The 14438-nt window shown below is 50.4% G+C and carries 10 protein-coding genes, 7 pseudogenes and 1 other annotated feature; of the genes and pseudogenes, 6 read left to right on the forward strand and 11 right to left on the reverse strand.

Annotated features, from left to right (window positions below; all coding sequences use genetic code 11):
- The first annotated feature begins 18 nt into the window (after window positions 1-18).
- Window positions 19-711, forward strand: a pseudogene (locus tag QUF14_RS27465) (IS1 family transposase).
- A 335-nt stretch (window positions 712-1046) separates the two neighbouring features.
- Window positions 1047-1323, forward strand: a pseudogene (locus QUF14_RS27470) (transposase); the annotation flags it as partial.
- Window positions 1324-1590: 267 nt separating this feature from the next.
- On the opposite strand, the gene QUF14_RS27475 reads toward QUF14_RS27470, so the two are convergent.
- On the reverse strand, window positions 1591-2586 hold the full coding sequence (locus QUF14_RS27475; RefSeq protein WP_286333589.1) for an IS110 family RNA-guided transposase: 996 nt from the start codon (window positions 2584-2586) through the stop codon (window positions 1591-1593).
- A gap of 53 nt (window positions 2587-2639) precedes the next feature.
- On the opposite strand from QUF14_RS27475, the gene QUF14_RS27480 reads away from it, so the two are divergent.
- The 3 genes and pseudogenes from QUF14_RS27480 to QUF14_RS27490 all read left to right on the forward strand — a co-directional run.
- A protein-coding gene (locus QUF14_RS27480; protein WP_371829233.1) for an IS3 family transposase occupies window positions 2640-3853 on the forward strand; the annotation gives its coding sequence in 2 pieces (ribosomal slippage) (window positions 2640-2928 and window positions 2928-3853; 1215 coding nt in all).
- Window positions 2921-3037 (forward strand) — a sequence feature (AL1L pseudoknot). (Overlaps the previous gene by 117 nt.)
- A 121-nt stretch (window positions 3854-3974) precedes the next feature.
- A pseudogene (locus QUF14_RS27485) lies at window positions 3975-4915 on the forward strand (IS3 family transposase); the annotation flags it as partial.
- Window positions 4916-5067: 152 nt separating this feature from the next.
- Window positions 5068-5728 (forward strand): annotated as a pseudogene (locus QUF14_RS27490) (helix-turn-helix domain-containing protein); the annotation flags it as partial.
- Here QUF14_RS27490 and QUF14_RS27495 read toward each other — a convergent pair.
- From QUF14_RS27495 to lldP, 9 genes and pseudogenes are all read right to left on the reverse strand, one after another.
- Window positions 5723-5806, reverse strand: a pseudogene (locus QUF14_RS27495) (hypothetical protein); the annotation flags it as partial. The pseudogenes QUF14_RS27490 and QUF14_RS27495 overlap by 6 nt on opposite strands.
- A 165-nt stretch (window positions 5807-5971) precedes the next feature.
- Window positions 5972-6253: a HigA family addiction module antitoxin gene (locus QUF14_RS27500; RefSeq protein ID WP_001081196.1), complete on the reverse strand. Its 282-nt coding sequence runs from the start codon at window positions 6251-6253 to the stop codon at window positions 5972-5974.
- A gap of 8 nt (window positions 6254-6261) precedes the next feature.
- Window positions 6262-6543 (reverse strand): type II toxin-antitoxin system RelE/ParE family toxin, encoded by a 282-nt coding sequence (locus QUF14_RS27505; protein ID WP_024166187.1) that lies wholly within the window; start codon window positions 6541-6543, stop codon window positions 6262-6264.
- A 139-nt stretch (window positions 6544-6682) separates the two neighbouring features.
- Window positions 6683-7237, reverse strand: a pseudogene (istB, locus tag QUF14_RS27510) (IS21-like element ISEc10 family helper ATPase IstB); the annotation flags it as partial.
- Window positions 7233-8015 (reverse strand): annotated as a pseudogene (locus tag QUF14_RS27515) (hypothetical protein); the annotation flags it as partial. The pseudogenes istB and QUF14_RS27515, both read right to left, overlap by 5 nt.
- A gap of 48 nt (window positions 8016-8063) precedes the next feature.
- Window positions 8064-8219 (reverse strand): hypothetical protein, encoded by a 156-nt coding sequence (locus QUF14_RS27520; protein ID WP_000074142.1) that lies wholly within the window; start codon window positions 8217-8219, stop codon window positions 8064-8066.
- 664 nt (window positions 8220-8883) lie between these two features.
- Window positions 8884-10032: a quinone-dependent L-lactate dehydrogenase gene (gene lldD / locus QUF14_RS27525; protein WP_000586939.1), complete on the reverse strand. Its 1149-nt coding sequence runs from the start codon at window positions 10030-10032 to the stop codon at window positions 8884-8886.
- Window positions 10029-10805, reverse strand: a complete 777-nt coding sequence (gene lldR / locus QUF14_RS27530) for a transcriptional regulator LldR (RefSeq protein WP_000217412.1) — start codon at window positions 10803-10805, stop codon at window positions 10029-10031. Before lldR ends, lldD begins: the two co-directional genes overlap by 4 nt.
- Entirely contained in the window at window positions 10805-12460 is a 1656-nt protein-coding gene (lldP, locus tag QUF14_RS27535) for an L-lactate permease (RefSeq protein ID WP_040091166.1), read from the reverse strand. Before lldP ends, lldR begins: the two co-directional genes overlap by 1 nt.
- A gap of 425 nt (window positions 12461-12885) precedes the next feature.
- Here lldP and QUF14_RS27540 point away from each other — a divergent pair, with 425 nt between their 5' ends.
- Window positions 12886-13230 carry a hypothetical protein gene (locus QUF14_RS27540; protein ID WP_024166186.1) on the forward strand — a complete coding sequence of 115 codons (345 nt, stop codon included), beginning with the start codon at window positions 12886-12888 and terminating at the stop codon, window positions 13228-13230.
- Between the two features lie 491 nt (window positions 13231-13721).
- Here QUF14_RS27540 and QUF14_RS27545 read toward each other — a convergent pair.
- Window positions 13722-14416, reverse strand: a protein-coding gene (locus QUF14_RS27545) for an IS1 family transposase (RefSeq protein WP_085948397.1) whose coding sequence is annotated in 2 segments (ribosomal slippage) — window positions 13722-14170 and window positions 14170-14416 — 696 coding nt in all. Because the reading frame shifts where the segments join, the coding sequence is not laid out codon by codon here.
- Window positions 14417-14438 lie beyond the last annotated feature (22 nt).

Here is a 14438-nt window from a genome sequence, read left to right on the forward strand (position 1 = left end):
GGCTTTTGAGGTTATCTCATGGCCAGTGTTAATATTCATTGTCCCCGTTGTCAGTCAGCTCGGGTTTACCGCCATGGTCAGAACCCTAAAGGCCGTGACAGATTTCGCTGCCGTGACTGCCACCGTGTATTTCAGCTCACTTATACTTATCAAGCACGTAAGCCGGGTATGAAAGAGCTGATCACTGAAATGGCCTTTAATGGTGCCGGGGTTCGCGATACCGCCGGACACTGAAAATTGGTATTAACACCGTCATCCGGACTTTAAAAACTCGCGCCAAAGCGAATAACTTCTTCGCCTGTTGCCCATGCTGATGTGGCGCTTATCTGCGAGCTTGATGAGCAATGGAGCTACGTTGGCAGTAAAGCCCGGCAACATTGGCTCTGGTACGCGTACAACACCAAAACAGGCGGTGTACTGGCCTACACTTTTGGTCCCCGAACCGATCAAACGTGCCGGGAGCTACTGGCACTGCTTACACCCTTCAACATCGGCATACTCACCAGCGATGACTGGGGCAGCTATGGCCGGGTGGTACCGAAGAACAAGCATCTGATCGGCAAAATATTCACCCAACGCATTGAGCGTAATAATCTGACGCTACGCACCCGTATTAAGCGGTTGGCTCGTAAAACAATCTGCTTCTCACGCTCAGTTGAGATCCACGAAAAAGTGATCGGAGCGTTTATCGAAAAACACATGTTCTACTAATTGGATGCACTACCTGCGGACAGAGGTATCGCTAGCATCTCAAATTCCTATACGTGAACATCTTACACTTAATTAATGTTATATTACGTAATTAATTATATTGGTAAAATTCGTTTAACAGGAGATGGAATATTAACCATAGATACCTGTTTTGATATTCTATAATGTCCAGAATTATTATCCCAGTAAACTATTTATCCAAAGTTATTAAATAATATCTCTCCAGTAATATATACATCAATAGTGAACCGGCCCCTTGAAACGCCAGGCAGTGGATGTATCTTAAAATAAGAGATAGGCCTGGATATATGTCTAACACTAGTTCTAATTTTGAGATGACTGGAATTTTGCTGGGGCAGGAGCTTCGTAAACGTAAAACTCCTCAGGAAAAAATCGCCATTATTCAGCAGACAATGGAACCCGGTATGACGGTGTCCCATGTGGCGCGTTTGCATGGTATTCAGCCCAGCCTGTTGTTTAAGTGGAAAAAAATATCTGGAAGGAAGTCTCACTGCTGTTGCTGCCGGAGAGGATGTCGTTCCTGCCTCAGAACTGGCTGCCGCTATAAAACAAATAAAAGAGTTACAGCGCTTGCTGGGTAAGAAATCTATGGTCCCCACCATTTTTGCAACACTGATTTTGATTGATGTTGGCTTGCCTAAATCTATCCGGCGTCATTATGGGCATGGATGCCCGCGCCTCGATGAGTTCCGCACCTGATGAGCCCAAAAAACCATCCGGCTTCAGTGAGCCATTTTCTTGCTGAGGCTTTTCATCAGGCCGATATGCCGTTCATGTCATCAATAATCAGTCTTCGCAAAACCAGATTGGGAACTACTTTAATTCATGATTAACCTGCCAGCCAGACTGGCGCCATCGTTACCTTTCGAACACAGTCTGCTGTGTTGTGATTACCCACGCTATCCGGGCTAATTTGTTGGCCAGTGCGCAACATACTATGCTGGAGTGTTTTCTTGCCAACAACGCCCTGACCCAATCCGCCAACCTTCCTGACTGATTCTCGATTCTCTGAATAAAGGATCTTGCGCACTGAACGAGTAACCGTCGCAGATTTTTATCTCCACGTTTACTTATCCCTAAAAGTGTATTTTTACCACCTGTGCTGTACTGCCGGGGTACCAGACCGGTTGAAGCAGCAAAGTCCCGACTGCAGCTATATTGTTTACCGTCTCCCAGCTGCGATGACAGTACGCTGGCGGTTATCGGACCAATACCGGGTATTGTCTGAAGACGTTGTCCTACCTCATCACGACTCAGTTCCTGCTCCAGTGCGATTTCAAGCTCGGTGATCTGTCCGACAAGATAAATATAATGGGCATGTAAGCGCATCAGTAACTGCGCCAGATAGGGAGGAAGTTCGTTCTCTGCAAGTACTGTTGAAAGTCGTTTTACCACTGCGACTCCTGTCGGCATACTGATGCCAAATTCCAGCAAAAAAGCATGCATCTGATTGGTCGTTTTGACTTTATCACTGACCAATGATTCCCTGACCCGGTGAAGCGCCCGCATGGCCTGCTGAGCTTCTGTTCGTGGTTGCACAAATCGCATGGAGGGACGAGATGCCGCTTCGCATATGGCTTCTGCATCGACAAAATCGTTCTTGTTGCTCTTAACAAAAGGGCGAACGAACTGCGGAGAAATCAATTTTGCTTCATGACCTAAATCAGCAATCCGGCGAGCCATAAAATGAGCTCCGGCGCAGGCTTCCATCACAACGGTAGACGAGGCACAGCCTGCCAGAAACTCAATAAGTTTGGTACGGGTAAACTTTTTACGCAGCAATACCTTGCCTGACTTATCTTGGCAGTGAATGTGAAAGGAATGCTTGCCAAGATCTATACCAATAAGCGTAATGAACCGCCCCGGAAATCCTGGAGACTAAACTCCCTGAGAAAGAGGTAAACAGGATGACTAAAAATACTCGTTTTTCCCCCGAAGTCCGTCAGCGGGCGATTCGTATGGTTCTGGAAAGTCAGGATGAATATGACTCACAGTGGGCGGCAATTTGTTCCATTGCCCCAAAGATTGGCTGTACGCCGGAGACTCTGCGTGTCTGGGTTCGCCAGCATGAGCGGGATACCGGGGGCGGTGATGGTGGGCTCACCAGCGCTGAACGTCAGCGTCTGAAAGAGCTGGAACGTGAAAATCGTGAACTGCGCCGCAGTAACGATATCCTTCGCCAGGCTTCCGCTTATTTTGCGAAGGCGGAGTTCGACCGCCTCTGGAAAAAATGATGCCACTGCTGGATAAGCTGCGTGAGCAGTACGGGGTCGGACCGGTATGCAGCGAACTGCATATTGCCCCGTCAACGTATTACCATTGTCAGCAACAGCGACATCATCCGGATAAACGCAGTGCCCGTGCGCAGCACGATGACTGGCTGAAGAGAGAGATACAGCGCGTATACGATGAAAATCATCAGGTGTACGGTGTGCGTAAAGTCTGGCGTCAGTTGTTACGGGAAGGAATCAGGGTGGCCAGATGTACAGTGGCGCGCCTCATGGCGGTTATGGGACTTGCCGGTGTTCTCCGGGGTAAAAAGGTCCGCACTACCGTCAGCCGGAAAACCGTTGCCACAGGTGACCGCGTAAACCGTCAGTTCGTGGCAGAACGTCCTGACCAGCTGTGGGTGGCTGATTTTACTTACGTCAGCACATGGCAGGGCTTCGTCTATGTGGCGTTTATCATTGATGTGTTTGCCGGATACATCGTGGGGTGGCGGGTCTCATCGTCTATGGAAACGACATTCGTGCTGGATGCGCTGGAGCAGGCGTTGTGGGCCCGTCGTCCGTCTGGCACCATCCATCACAGCGATAAAGGCTCTCAGTATGTGTCACTGGCCTATACGGAGCGACTAAAAGAAGCCGGATTACTGGCATCAACAGGGAGTACAGGCGACTCGTATGACAACGCGATGGCTGAGAGCATCAATGGTCTTTACAAAGCGGAGGTAATACACCGTAAGAGCTGGAAAAACCGTGCAGAAGTGGAACTGGCCACACTAACGTGGGTGGACTGGTATAACAATCGACGATTGCTGGGAAGGCTGGGCCATACTCCTCCGGCAGAAGCAGAAAAAGCTTATTATGCTTCCATCGGAAACAATGATCTGGCAGCCTGAGTTCACAGATAAAACACTCTCCAGGAAACCCGGGGCGGTTCATAATGTTTTGCATGATGGTCTTCTCCATGAAAGAAAAACACTCTACCAGGGTACAGCTCACAGGGTGGTGGGGACCATCTCATTAACCATGGAAGTTGAGATCCTCAAAGAAGCGGTGGAGTATGGTCAGTCGCGAAAATGGATAGCGCATGCGCCCTTGTTGCCAACGGACAAGGAATAACCCTGGTAAGCCGTATTCTGGGCGTGTCGCGTGCGCAACTGGCACAACGGATGAAAACATCTGGTAATAAGCCGAATAAACGTTGTCGCAGATGTGATGAGGCTGCGGATGCGGAAGTGGTAGCACGCATCCTTGATATCATCAGCGATATGCCGACATATGGCTATCGTCGTGTCTGGGCCATTCTCAGACGACAGTCCCGTAACGAAGGACTGCCGTTCGTGAATGCAAATCGCGTTTATCGGATAATGAGGGAAAATAGCCTGTTGTTGTTACATGACAAACCATCACGACCGCAGCGGGAACATAAAGGCCGAATATCGGTGAAGGAAAGCGACCAGCGCTGGTGTTCCGATGGCTTTGAGTTCGGTTGTGATGATGGCGCAAAACTGCGTGTCACGTTCGCACTGGACTGTTGCGCTCGTGAAGCCATAGACTGGGCAGCAGGCACGGGAGGTTATGACAAAGCAACGGTGCAGGATGTCATGTCAGGAGCAATAGAAAAACGCTTTGGCGATAAAGGAGCGGAACGGCCAATCCAGTGGCTGACTGATAACGGTTCGGCTTATACAGCTCATGAAACACGGCAGTTCGCCAGGGAGTTGAATCTGGAGCCCTGCACGACGGCAGTCAGTAACCCTCAGAGCAATGGAATGGCAGAAAGGTTCGTGAAAATGATGAAAGAAGACTACATCGCGTTCATGCCGAAACCGAATGTAAGAACGGCATTGCATAACCTTGCAGTGGCGATCGAGCATTACAATGAAAACCATCCGCATAGTGCGTTAGGTTATCTCTCACCAAGGGAATATCGACGTCAGCGGGTAACGTCAACTTAAGATACAACGACTGTCTGAATATCGTGGGTCAAGGACATATATACATCAATTGTATTAGTCGCGACTTGATCTGACACTGAGCCTTGAAAGGTTGAGAGTTACCGGTTTTGATATGGGTGTCGAATCCTTATACAAAACACGAGGTAACTCTCATGCTTCATACTACCAATCCCGTTATCAAACACAAAGCCGGTTTGCTCAATCTGACTGAAGAACTCAGCAACGTATCAAAAGCCTGTAAAATCATGGGCGTTTCGCGTGATACGTTTTATCGTTACCGCGAACTGGCCGATGAAGGCGGTGTGGATGCGCTGATTCATCGTAATCGCCGCGCTCCTAACTTTAAGAACCGTACCGATGAGGCAACTGAACAGGCTGTTGTTGATTACGCCGTCGCTTTCCCGGCACACGGTCAGCACCGGACGCAGCAACGAGCTGCGTAAACAGGGCGTTTTTATCTCCGGCAGTGGTGTCCGTTCTGTCTGGTTACGCTATAACCTTGAGAATTTCAAAAAACGTCTGAAAGCACTGGAAGAAAAAGTAGCCCGTGATGGTATTGAGCTAACTGACAGCCAGATCGCAGCACTGGAGCGTAAAGCCAGTGATGACGAGGCCTGTGGCGAAATCGAAACAACTCATCCGGGATATCTGGGTTCGCAGGACACGTTCTATGTAGGCAACCTGAAAGGTGTCGGGCGTATTAATCAGCAGACGTTCGTTGATACGTACTCGAAAGTGGCTCACTGTAAACTTTACGTCACCAAAACACCGATTACCGCGGCTGACTTACTGAATGATCGTGTACTCAGCTTCAGAGTCTGTATTAACTGCTTCGGTCATGTAGTCGCTAATACGTTCAGCGGTGATTTTCGTTATTTCATCGTAGTTCATTTTATCCCCCTACAAGGCGCCGCTTTACCCGTTCAATTTCAGCCAGCGTTGCGGTGTCAGCTCCAGTGTAGTCCGGCGGCATGACGATTTGGGCTGCATACTCGCCTCAATCCTTAAGTACCAACAACATTATAGGGGGGCCAGACGGCCCCCCTATAATGGATGTCAGGCATGGTGAAATAATGGGCGAATGTTTGGGCGAGCGGTTTGCGAAGCAACCCAAAGCTCATACTGAGATTGCATACCAGTCCACATTTCGGCGCTAGTTCCGAGTGCGGATTCCAGGCGGAGCGCCATATCCGCAGAGATACCAGCTTTTTCATTCAGAATCCGGGAAAGCGCCGTGCGAGTAATGCCTAATGCGGTGGCAGCGTCTGTGACTGACATTTCTCCCAGATATTCACGAAGAACCGCGCCTGGGTGCGCGGGATTATGCATACGATTCATAGTTTCCCTCAATGATAATCCTGATAGTCAACCAGAATTGCGTCTTCACCTTCAAATCGGAAGGTAAGTCGCCAGTTACCGTTTACAGATATAGCCCAATGGCCTTTAAGATCAGCTCCCTTCAGAGGGTGTAATTTCCAGCCTGGTGCAGACATATCGTCTGGGCGTTTAGCCATATTAAGGGCGGTTAATTGAATGCGTAGCTTAACCGCATGTTTGGCCTGAATGCCTGCGGTTGAACCTGTCTTGAAAAAGTGTTCAAGCCCTTTATGGCGAAATGACTTAATCAAAATAATTTCATCCATACGCGCAAACTGTGTGTATACACTACACAGGCGTAACGTAAAATGCAACCATCAAGGGGTATTAGACGTCAACTAGTTTTGCCGACTCGCGCCAACTATACTGGCCGCACCCTTCAGTGCGACATCAAGTCGCGCTTGTTACTGCCTTCGCTGTCTTTTTCCTGTAGCTTTCACCTTTCAGTTCGAACATATATCCGTGATGGATCAGCCGGTCTGCCGCCACCACCGCCATAGTCTCATCCACGAAGATGCTGCCCCACATGCTGAACGGATGGTTACTGGTTATCACCAGGCTCCCACGTTCATAGCGATGCGCTATTAACTCGAACAGTACACCCGTTTCGGCGCTATCGCGTTTGACATAGCCAAGATCATCCACCACTATCACCCGGTAGCGATCCAGTTTCAGTAGCAGCTCATTCAGTTTCAACTGAGCTCTGGCTTTACGTAGTTCCTGTAACAACTCTCCTGCGCTGTAGAACCGGGCCCGGTAGCCCTGACCTACTACGCCATCCACGATCGCTGCCGCCAGATGGCTTTTCCCCAACCCGCTGGCTCCGAACAGCAGAACGTTTTCTCCTGCATCAACCCAGTCTGTCGTTTCACAGAGTTGCCGGAACTGAGCTCCATTCAGTTCCGGCACCTGACTGAAGTCGTATTCGCTTAGCGTTTTGGCTACTTTGTTGCCCTTCAAGAAGTGGCCCCTGCCAACTATGCCAGAAGGTCTGATGGCGCAGACAACTTTCGTCATTCGCGAGCCGCCATAAATCCATAAAGATTCCTCGAGCAACTTTGAACGGCTGTTCATCAAACTGTTCGATGAGAAAGAAATAACACGGAATCTTGAGCGCGTTAATTCGCGCAATTTCAATTTCAGCATCACGGCGCAAGGCAATCAGATTGCTAAAGCGCGATCGCATACAGGCTACAGGGTTCAACACCCTTACCTTTTCATTCATTTCAGGCATACCGGGGCCGGTTGCTTCTACATAAAACGGGGCAGTATGCAGGTAAAGCTTTTCCCCCAGAAAATCAGAACGGTCGAAGCCTCCGGGCCGATCGATAATATCCACCACATTTGGCTCGTCAGGCGCATCCGGTACGGCAAATAAACGTCCATCATCCCGTTTGATATCGTGTGTGTCCTGATCGATAAGCATAAACTGCGCAAGGGATGGGGGCTGACCGTCTTTGTTTTCCCACGTTTTCACGTTGAGCGTTTTTGCTATAACCGCAATATCATCTTTCCGAGCACTGTAGTCGCAGTCAACAGAAGTGGTGAGACGCTCATCAGGCAATCTGTCGCCGTATTGTGCATGATAATAGGATATCCAGTATTGCACAGCCTGGCCGCCAACTGTGATAACGGCATGTTTGAGCTGGTCAGCGTTGCAGATCAACTGCTGATTTAGCAGGTACATCTGCTCATAGGGGGGAATAACGTCTTGAACTGGCATAAAAAAAACATCAGCGAATGATGGTTTATTGTGCCTCAAAGTTCATGATCAGGCAAAAGCGATAGTATGGGAGAATTTGCTATTGGCTGACTTACTGAAACGGCTTTTCACGGCAGGCTTGTAACCGGCACGACCACGCAAAACCTGCACCGCTACGGCTTCGTAGCGTTCATGCTGCTTTTGTTTAGCTTGTGCGGGAGACATAATTTTGTACCTGATGGTGGTTATATACAAATAAGATGCAGTAACTATACGTCACGAATCTATGTCACGCAATAGCGTACTATTGTTGCAATTTTGATGTACTTCCAGACTACTGTCTCATCCTGCAGTGCTTCCCGTTCTGCCTGCATTCCTTATTTACCGTATGTCCGGCTCAGTTAACCGGATTCAAATTCCCGGTGTCCCTCCCGTCCGGACCGGTAGCAGACAAGCCCAGGCCTCCTGTAACAATAAAAGGGGTTCCAAGCCGCAACCGCCGAAATTTCCGGAATGCACAAATTTTGCGTTCGGCAACCTGTACGTAAGACCGCCGTTAACCGGACAGCAAAGAAATAGCTGTCTGGCGCGAAAAATCACTGCCCGTAACGTATCCATAGCTGGTACGAATAAATTCTCACTTACTGCACCATAAACGTACGATTTCGGACACCAAAACCGCTGTTGTCCCGCCATTCTGGCGATTCCTGAAAGTCATTTGGCTAAAAAATAGTCTTAACGTGGTTTGTTTTCCGAATTCCTGGCGGACCCCTTTATTGAAGTTTCTGTACTGATACTCCTGCAGCTCTGCCCCGGAGCTCTTTCATTATCCTGAGTCAGAGCGTGACGAATAGATTTTATATAACACAGGGGACATCCTGCTCTGTTTTTACGTCCATTGCTTACAACAGGCCAGCGAATCTTGCGTAATTTCGCTAATCGTTTTCGCGCCAGTCAGCGTCATCGCCACTTTCATCTCTTTTTCGATCAGATTCAGCAGATTTGCTACACCCGTCTGGCCCGCTGTTGCCAGTGCATACAGAAAAGCGCGCCCCAGCAGTACGGTGTCGGCACCGAGCGCAATCATACGCACGACATCAAGCCCGTTACGAATCCCACTGTCCGCCAGAATGCTGATATCACCTTTCACCGCATCTGCAATAGCGGGCAGTGCACGGGCAGAAGAAAGCACGCCATCCAGCTGGCGGCCACCGTGGTTAGAAACCACAATGCCATCAGCACCAAAACGCACCGCATCACGCGCATCTTCCGGATCGAGGATCCCTTTGATTATCATCGGGCCATCCCAGAAATCGCGGATCCACTCAAGGTCTTTCCATGAGATGGACGGATCGAAGTTATTCCCCAGCCAGCCGATATAATCTTCCAGTCCGGTCGGTTTGCCGAGGTAAGCCGAGATATTACCTAAATCATGTGGACGGCCGTTCAGACCCACATCCCACGCCCATTGCGGATGCGTCACCGCCTGCAGGTAGCGGCGCATTGCTGCATTCGGGCCGCTCATACCCGAGTGCGCATCACGGTAACGTGCGCCCGGTGTTGGCATATCCACGGTGAAAACCAGCGTCGAACAACCCGCTGCTTTTGCTCTCTCCAGCGCGTTACGCATAAAGCCGCGATCGCGCAGTACATAAAGCTGGAACCACATTGGGCGCTTGATAGCCGGAGCGACTTCTTCAATCGGGCAAACGGAAACCGTCGAGAGAGTAAACGGAATGCCATGCGCATCCGCCGCTTTTGCAGCCTGAACTTCGCCACGACGCGCATACATGCCACACAAACCCACCGGAGCCAGTGCCACCGGCATCGACAATTTCTCATTAAACAGCGTCGTTTCCAGGCTTAAGTCGGACATGTTTTTCAGAATACGCTGACGCAGCGCCACTTCTGACAAATCTTCCACATTGCGGCGCAGCGTGTATTCAGAATATGCCCCCCCATCAATATAGTGGAACAGGAACGGCGGCAGAATGCGTTGCGCTGCGGCGCGATAATCGCTGGCTGCGGAAATAATCATGCGTTTTTCTCCCTCGAATGCTCATTATGCTCACCGGGCAGGCGGGTAATTCGCGCCTGGCGAGCCTGATCTTCATCGAATCGTTTCATGGTGGTGTGAACAAAACTAAGATGCGCCATCATTGCTTTACGCGCCCCGTCGGCATCACCGGCAAAAATGGCGTCAATGACTGCCTGATGTTGTTCGGTCAGTTGTGAAAAAACCGGCGGCACCAGATACATCCGCTGACGGCTATGCTTCACTGAGGATTGCAGGACATCGAAGAAACCGCGCATGGTCTGCAGCAGCACGATGTTATGTGAGGCTTCGGCAATCGCCAGATGAAATCGAACGTCCGCTTGTGAGGCGATATCCGGGTCTTTGCTGAGCGTTGCTTCAAAGCAAAGCTGAATCTTTTCTTTGTCGCCAGGTGTGGCGCGTATTGCCGCATGCCACGCGGTGCTGGCTTCAATGGCGTAGCGGGCTTCCAGAATATCGAAACTGTAATCCGGGTCATCGGCCATCAGTATTTTCAGCGGCTGGACGATGTTTTGCTCCGACCATGTGTCATGACGCCAGCGAATAAACGTTCCGCCGCCGCGCCGACTGAGCAGCACGCCTTCGCTCACCAGTTTTGCCAGCGCCTCGCGCAGTGAATTACGCGACACGCCGAGTTGCATTGCCAGTTGACGTTCAGCGGGCAACTTCATGCCCGCCTCCAGGTTTTTTTCATCAATCAGCGCCCGTACACGATCGGCAACCTCGTCTGACAGGCGTCTGGATAAAACAGTCATTAAGGGATCATCCACGTTAAGACATAGGCCTGAAGCGTGGTGATCACGCCCACCATACAGGTGAAGATCAGGCTGTGTTTGACGGTAAAGCGGAACAGTTCTGACTCTTTGCCCACCAGGCCTACCGCCGCACAAGCTATGGCGATAGACTGCGGGGAGATCATCTTGCCGGTGACGCCACCTGTGGTGTTGGCAGCAACCAGCAACAGGTCAGAAACGCCAATTTGTTGTGCGGCGGTAGCCTGCAAAGCGGCAAACAAAGCATTAGATGATGTATCCGACCCGGTCAGGAATACCCCCAGCCAGCCAAGGAACGGCGAGAAGAAGGTGAATGCATGGCCGGTGTGCGCCAGTGCCAGCGCCAGGGTTGATGACAGCCCGGAATAGTTCGAAATAAAGGCGAATGCCAGCACCATACCGATGGAGTAGATAGGCAGAGCCAGTTCTTTCAGCGTGCTGCCGAAGGTGCTGATAGCGTCAGATGGTTTCATCCTCAGCCAGACAATTGAGAGCAGGGCAGCAAACAGAATGGCGGTGCCGGTGGAAGAGAACCAGTCAAACTTAAACACGGCGGCGTACGCTGTCGCTTCGCTGACCACTGGCGGCATACGGGCAACCAGTTTATCGAGGTACGGCACCGGAATGTTGATCACCCACTCATACAGCGCGCCGCCCGAAGCAAACAGCGCTTTAAACGGCGGGATACTCCACAGTGTGACGGTGGCGGTCAGGAACAGGAACGGTGTCCAGGCAAGCAACACCTGACCTGTGGTGTAACCGGTGTGGGTCGGCGTCATGTCAACCTGTGAGGCTCCCAAGTCACCGAAGCGGAATACGCGCACCGGCTGCCAGCGTTTGAGAAACAGCGTCAGGCAGAGCAGCGATACCAGTGAAGAGATAATGTCCGGCAGCTCCGGTCCAATGAAGTTGGAGCTGAGAAACTGTGCGATGGCAAATGAACCGCCCGCAACCACAACCGCAGGCCAGGTTTCTTTGATACCGCGCCAGCCATCCATAATCGCCATGATCCAGAACAGCACGATAATGGTCATAAACGGCAGCTGCCGCCCCACCATCTGGCTAATCTCAAAGCTGTCGATGCCTGTGACCTGCCCGGCCACCAGAATTGGGATCCCCATCGCGCCAAATGCTACTGGTGCTGTGTTAACAATCAGGCACAGCCCGGCGGCGTACAGCGGTTTAAAACCCAGGCCGACCAGCAATGCGGCGGTAATTGCTACCGGTGCACCAAAGCCAGCAGCCCCTTCAAGAAACGCGCCGAAACAGAAACCGACAATCAGCATTTGCAGGCGCTGGTCAGGGGTTATCGAAAGAATGGACGAACGGATGATGTCAAACTGCCCGGTTTTTACCGAGATCTTATAGACAAACACCGCCGCAATAATGATCCACGCGATGGGCCACAACCCGTAGAAGAAGCCGTATACCACCGAGGACAGCGCATTAGCGACCGGCATTTTATAGAACAGCAAAGCCACGGCAAGGGCGATTGCCACCGTCCATGAGGCGGCGATATATCCTTTCAGTTTGAGCTTAATCAGCGCAAAGAAGAAAAACAGGATGGGAAGCGATGCTATCAGGCTGGAAAGCCAGATATTCCCGGCGGGATCGTAGTTTTGTTGCCAGAGATTCATTGCAGGTCTCCTTGAACTCACACATCGTGCAGGAGTCTGTAGCTCGTTTTTGTCACACGCTGCGTAAACGTTATACAAAAAGTGTTTTCATGAGTAAGGCAACAAATGGTTAATTGATTGTTACATGTTGGCAATATTAATTTATGTTGTTGTGTTTTATTTGTGATTGAACATGTAAGAGGTTTATTGATTGGTAGGACCGCTTCCAGCGTCAGAATCCCCGATTCATTCTTTGAGAGCCCGGCCAAGTGCTCAGGTTACCGGGCTTCCTCTTGTTAGGGATTACGGTCTTAATAACCAGACAAAAGTTTTGCTGCTGACCAACGTCTCCACCGGCCGGGTAGGCAGCCTGACGGCTGCAACTTGTCATGGTCTGCCATTACCGCTATAAAAACAGACAATGTTATTGTCTTTCAGTTAGTTATATGGCCCGTTCAGCTAAACCCCGTAAACGAAAACCTGCACCTCAAAGAAGCAAACTTCCCCGCTATGTCGTGAAGCTTCACGACGATGACTTCTTTGACGAAGAAGACGCAGAAGTTCTGCGCTTTGATAGTTTTGACGATGCCGTTAAGTGCTGCGCAGACCTTAATATTCCGTTCTTTGTGGATGCGGGAAACAAAAAGCTGGTCTTCTGGTTTGTACGTGTCGATGACGAAGGGCATCCGGAAATCGCCCGCTGTACGGAGCGGGAATTTGCGACCATTCTTGCCGGTATCAGCGCCGGTGGCACCGTTCACTGGCCGGATGGTGTAACCCTGCCCTTCTGATGCAGTGTAAAGTGTTCCCGGCAGACGACTCGGTATCGGTAAAAAAGCGGGGGGCTGGCAATCCAGTCTGCATCCCAGAAATGGAAGATGTCGTTGAAGGACTGGTGTATGGCAATGAGCCGCTTGATTATCGAGTTCATTATCGAGTTCGGTGACCGCCTGGATGCTCACGTCTGAGAAAAGGTATTTACACAGAATCTTGAACAGACTCTTAGCGTGGGAAAATTTCCGAATTCCAGGCGGCCCCCTTTATAATCTCGCCAGAGGGAGAATGAGATACGAACCGAATTGCCCTCTTCTGGCAGGACTGGTATATCTGTTGCCTGTAACTGTGGCATATATATGGGCTGGATAATAATGAATCAGCAGAAACAGGTAGTGGTAATGCAGGTGAGAGCTTATCAAAGTCTTTCTCTGGAATAAGGTAATCGTCGAAATTTTTGTAACGTCGTGAGCCTTTAACCCAGATATCCCCGGGGTAGTGCATCCAATTAGTAGAACATGTGTTTTTCGATAAACGCTCCGATCACTTTTTCGTGGATCTCAACTGAGCGTGAGAAGCAGATTGTTTTACGAGCCAACCGCTTAATACGGGTGCGTAGCGTCAGATTATTACGCTCAATGCGTTGGGTGAATATTTTGCCGATCAGATGCTTATTCTTCGGTACCACCCGGCCATAGCTGCCCCAGTCATCGCTGGTGAGTATGCCGATGTTGAAGGGTGTAAGCAGTGCCAGTAGCTCCCGGCACGTTTGATCGGTTCGGGGACCAAAAGTGTAGGCCAGTACACCGCCTGTTTTGGTGTTGTACGCGTACCAGAGCCAATGTTGCCGGGCTTTACTGCCAACGTAGCTCCATTGCTCATCAAGCTCGCAGATAAGCGCCACATCAGCATGGGCAACAGGCGAAGAAGTTATTCGCTTTGGCGCGAGTTTTTTAAAGTCCGGATGACGGTGTTAATACCAATTTTCAGTGTCCTGGCGGTATCGCGAACCCCGGCACCATTAAAGGCCATTTCAGTGATCAGCTCTTTCATACCCGGCTTACGTGCTTGATAAGTATAAGTGAGCTGAAATACACGGTGGCAGTCACGGCAGCGAAATCTGTCACGGCCTTTAGGGTTCTGACCATGGCGGTAAACCCGAGCTGACTGACAACGGGGACAATGAATATTAACACTGGCCATGAGATAACCTCAAAAGCCCGAA

The organism is Escherichia sp. HH091_1A, from assembly GCF_030295175.1.
Classification (GTDB): Bacteria; Pseudomonadota; Gammaproteobacteria; order Enterobacterales; family Enterobacteriaceae; genus Escherichia; species Escherichia coli_F.

Bases quoted from the DNA above. Each gene is read 5' to 3' on its own strand.
- lldD (WP_000586939.1), bottom strand. From the start codon at position 10,032: ATGATTATTTCCGCAGCCAGCGATTATCGCGCCGCAGCGCAACGCATT.
- QUF14_RS27540 (WP_024166186.1), top strand. From the start codon at position 12,886: ATGGCCCGTTCAGCTAAACCCCGTAAACGAAAACCTGCACCTCAAAGA.
- lldP (WP_040091166.1), bottom strand. From the start codon at position 12,460: ATGAATCTCTGGCAACAAAACTACGATCCCGCCGGGAATATCTGGCTT.
- lldR (WP_000217412.1), bottom strand. From the start codon at position 10,805: ATGACTGTTTTATCCAGACGCCTGTCAGACGAGGTTGCCGATCGTGTA.
- QUF14_RS27520 (WP_000074142.1), bottom strand. From the start codon at position 8,219: ATGTCTCCCGCACAAGCTAAACAAAAGCAGCATGAACGCTACGAAGCC.
- QUF14_RS27500 (WP_001081196.1), bottom strand. From the start codon at position 6,253: ATGAATCGTATGCATAATCCCGCGCACCCAGGCGCGGTTCTTCGTGAA.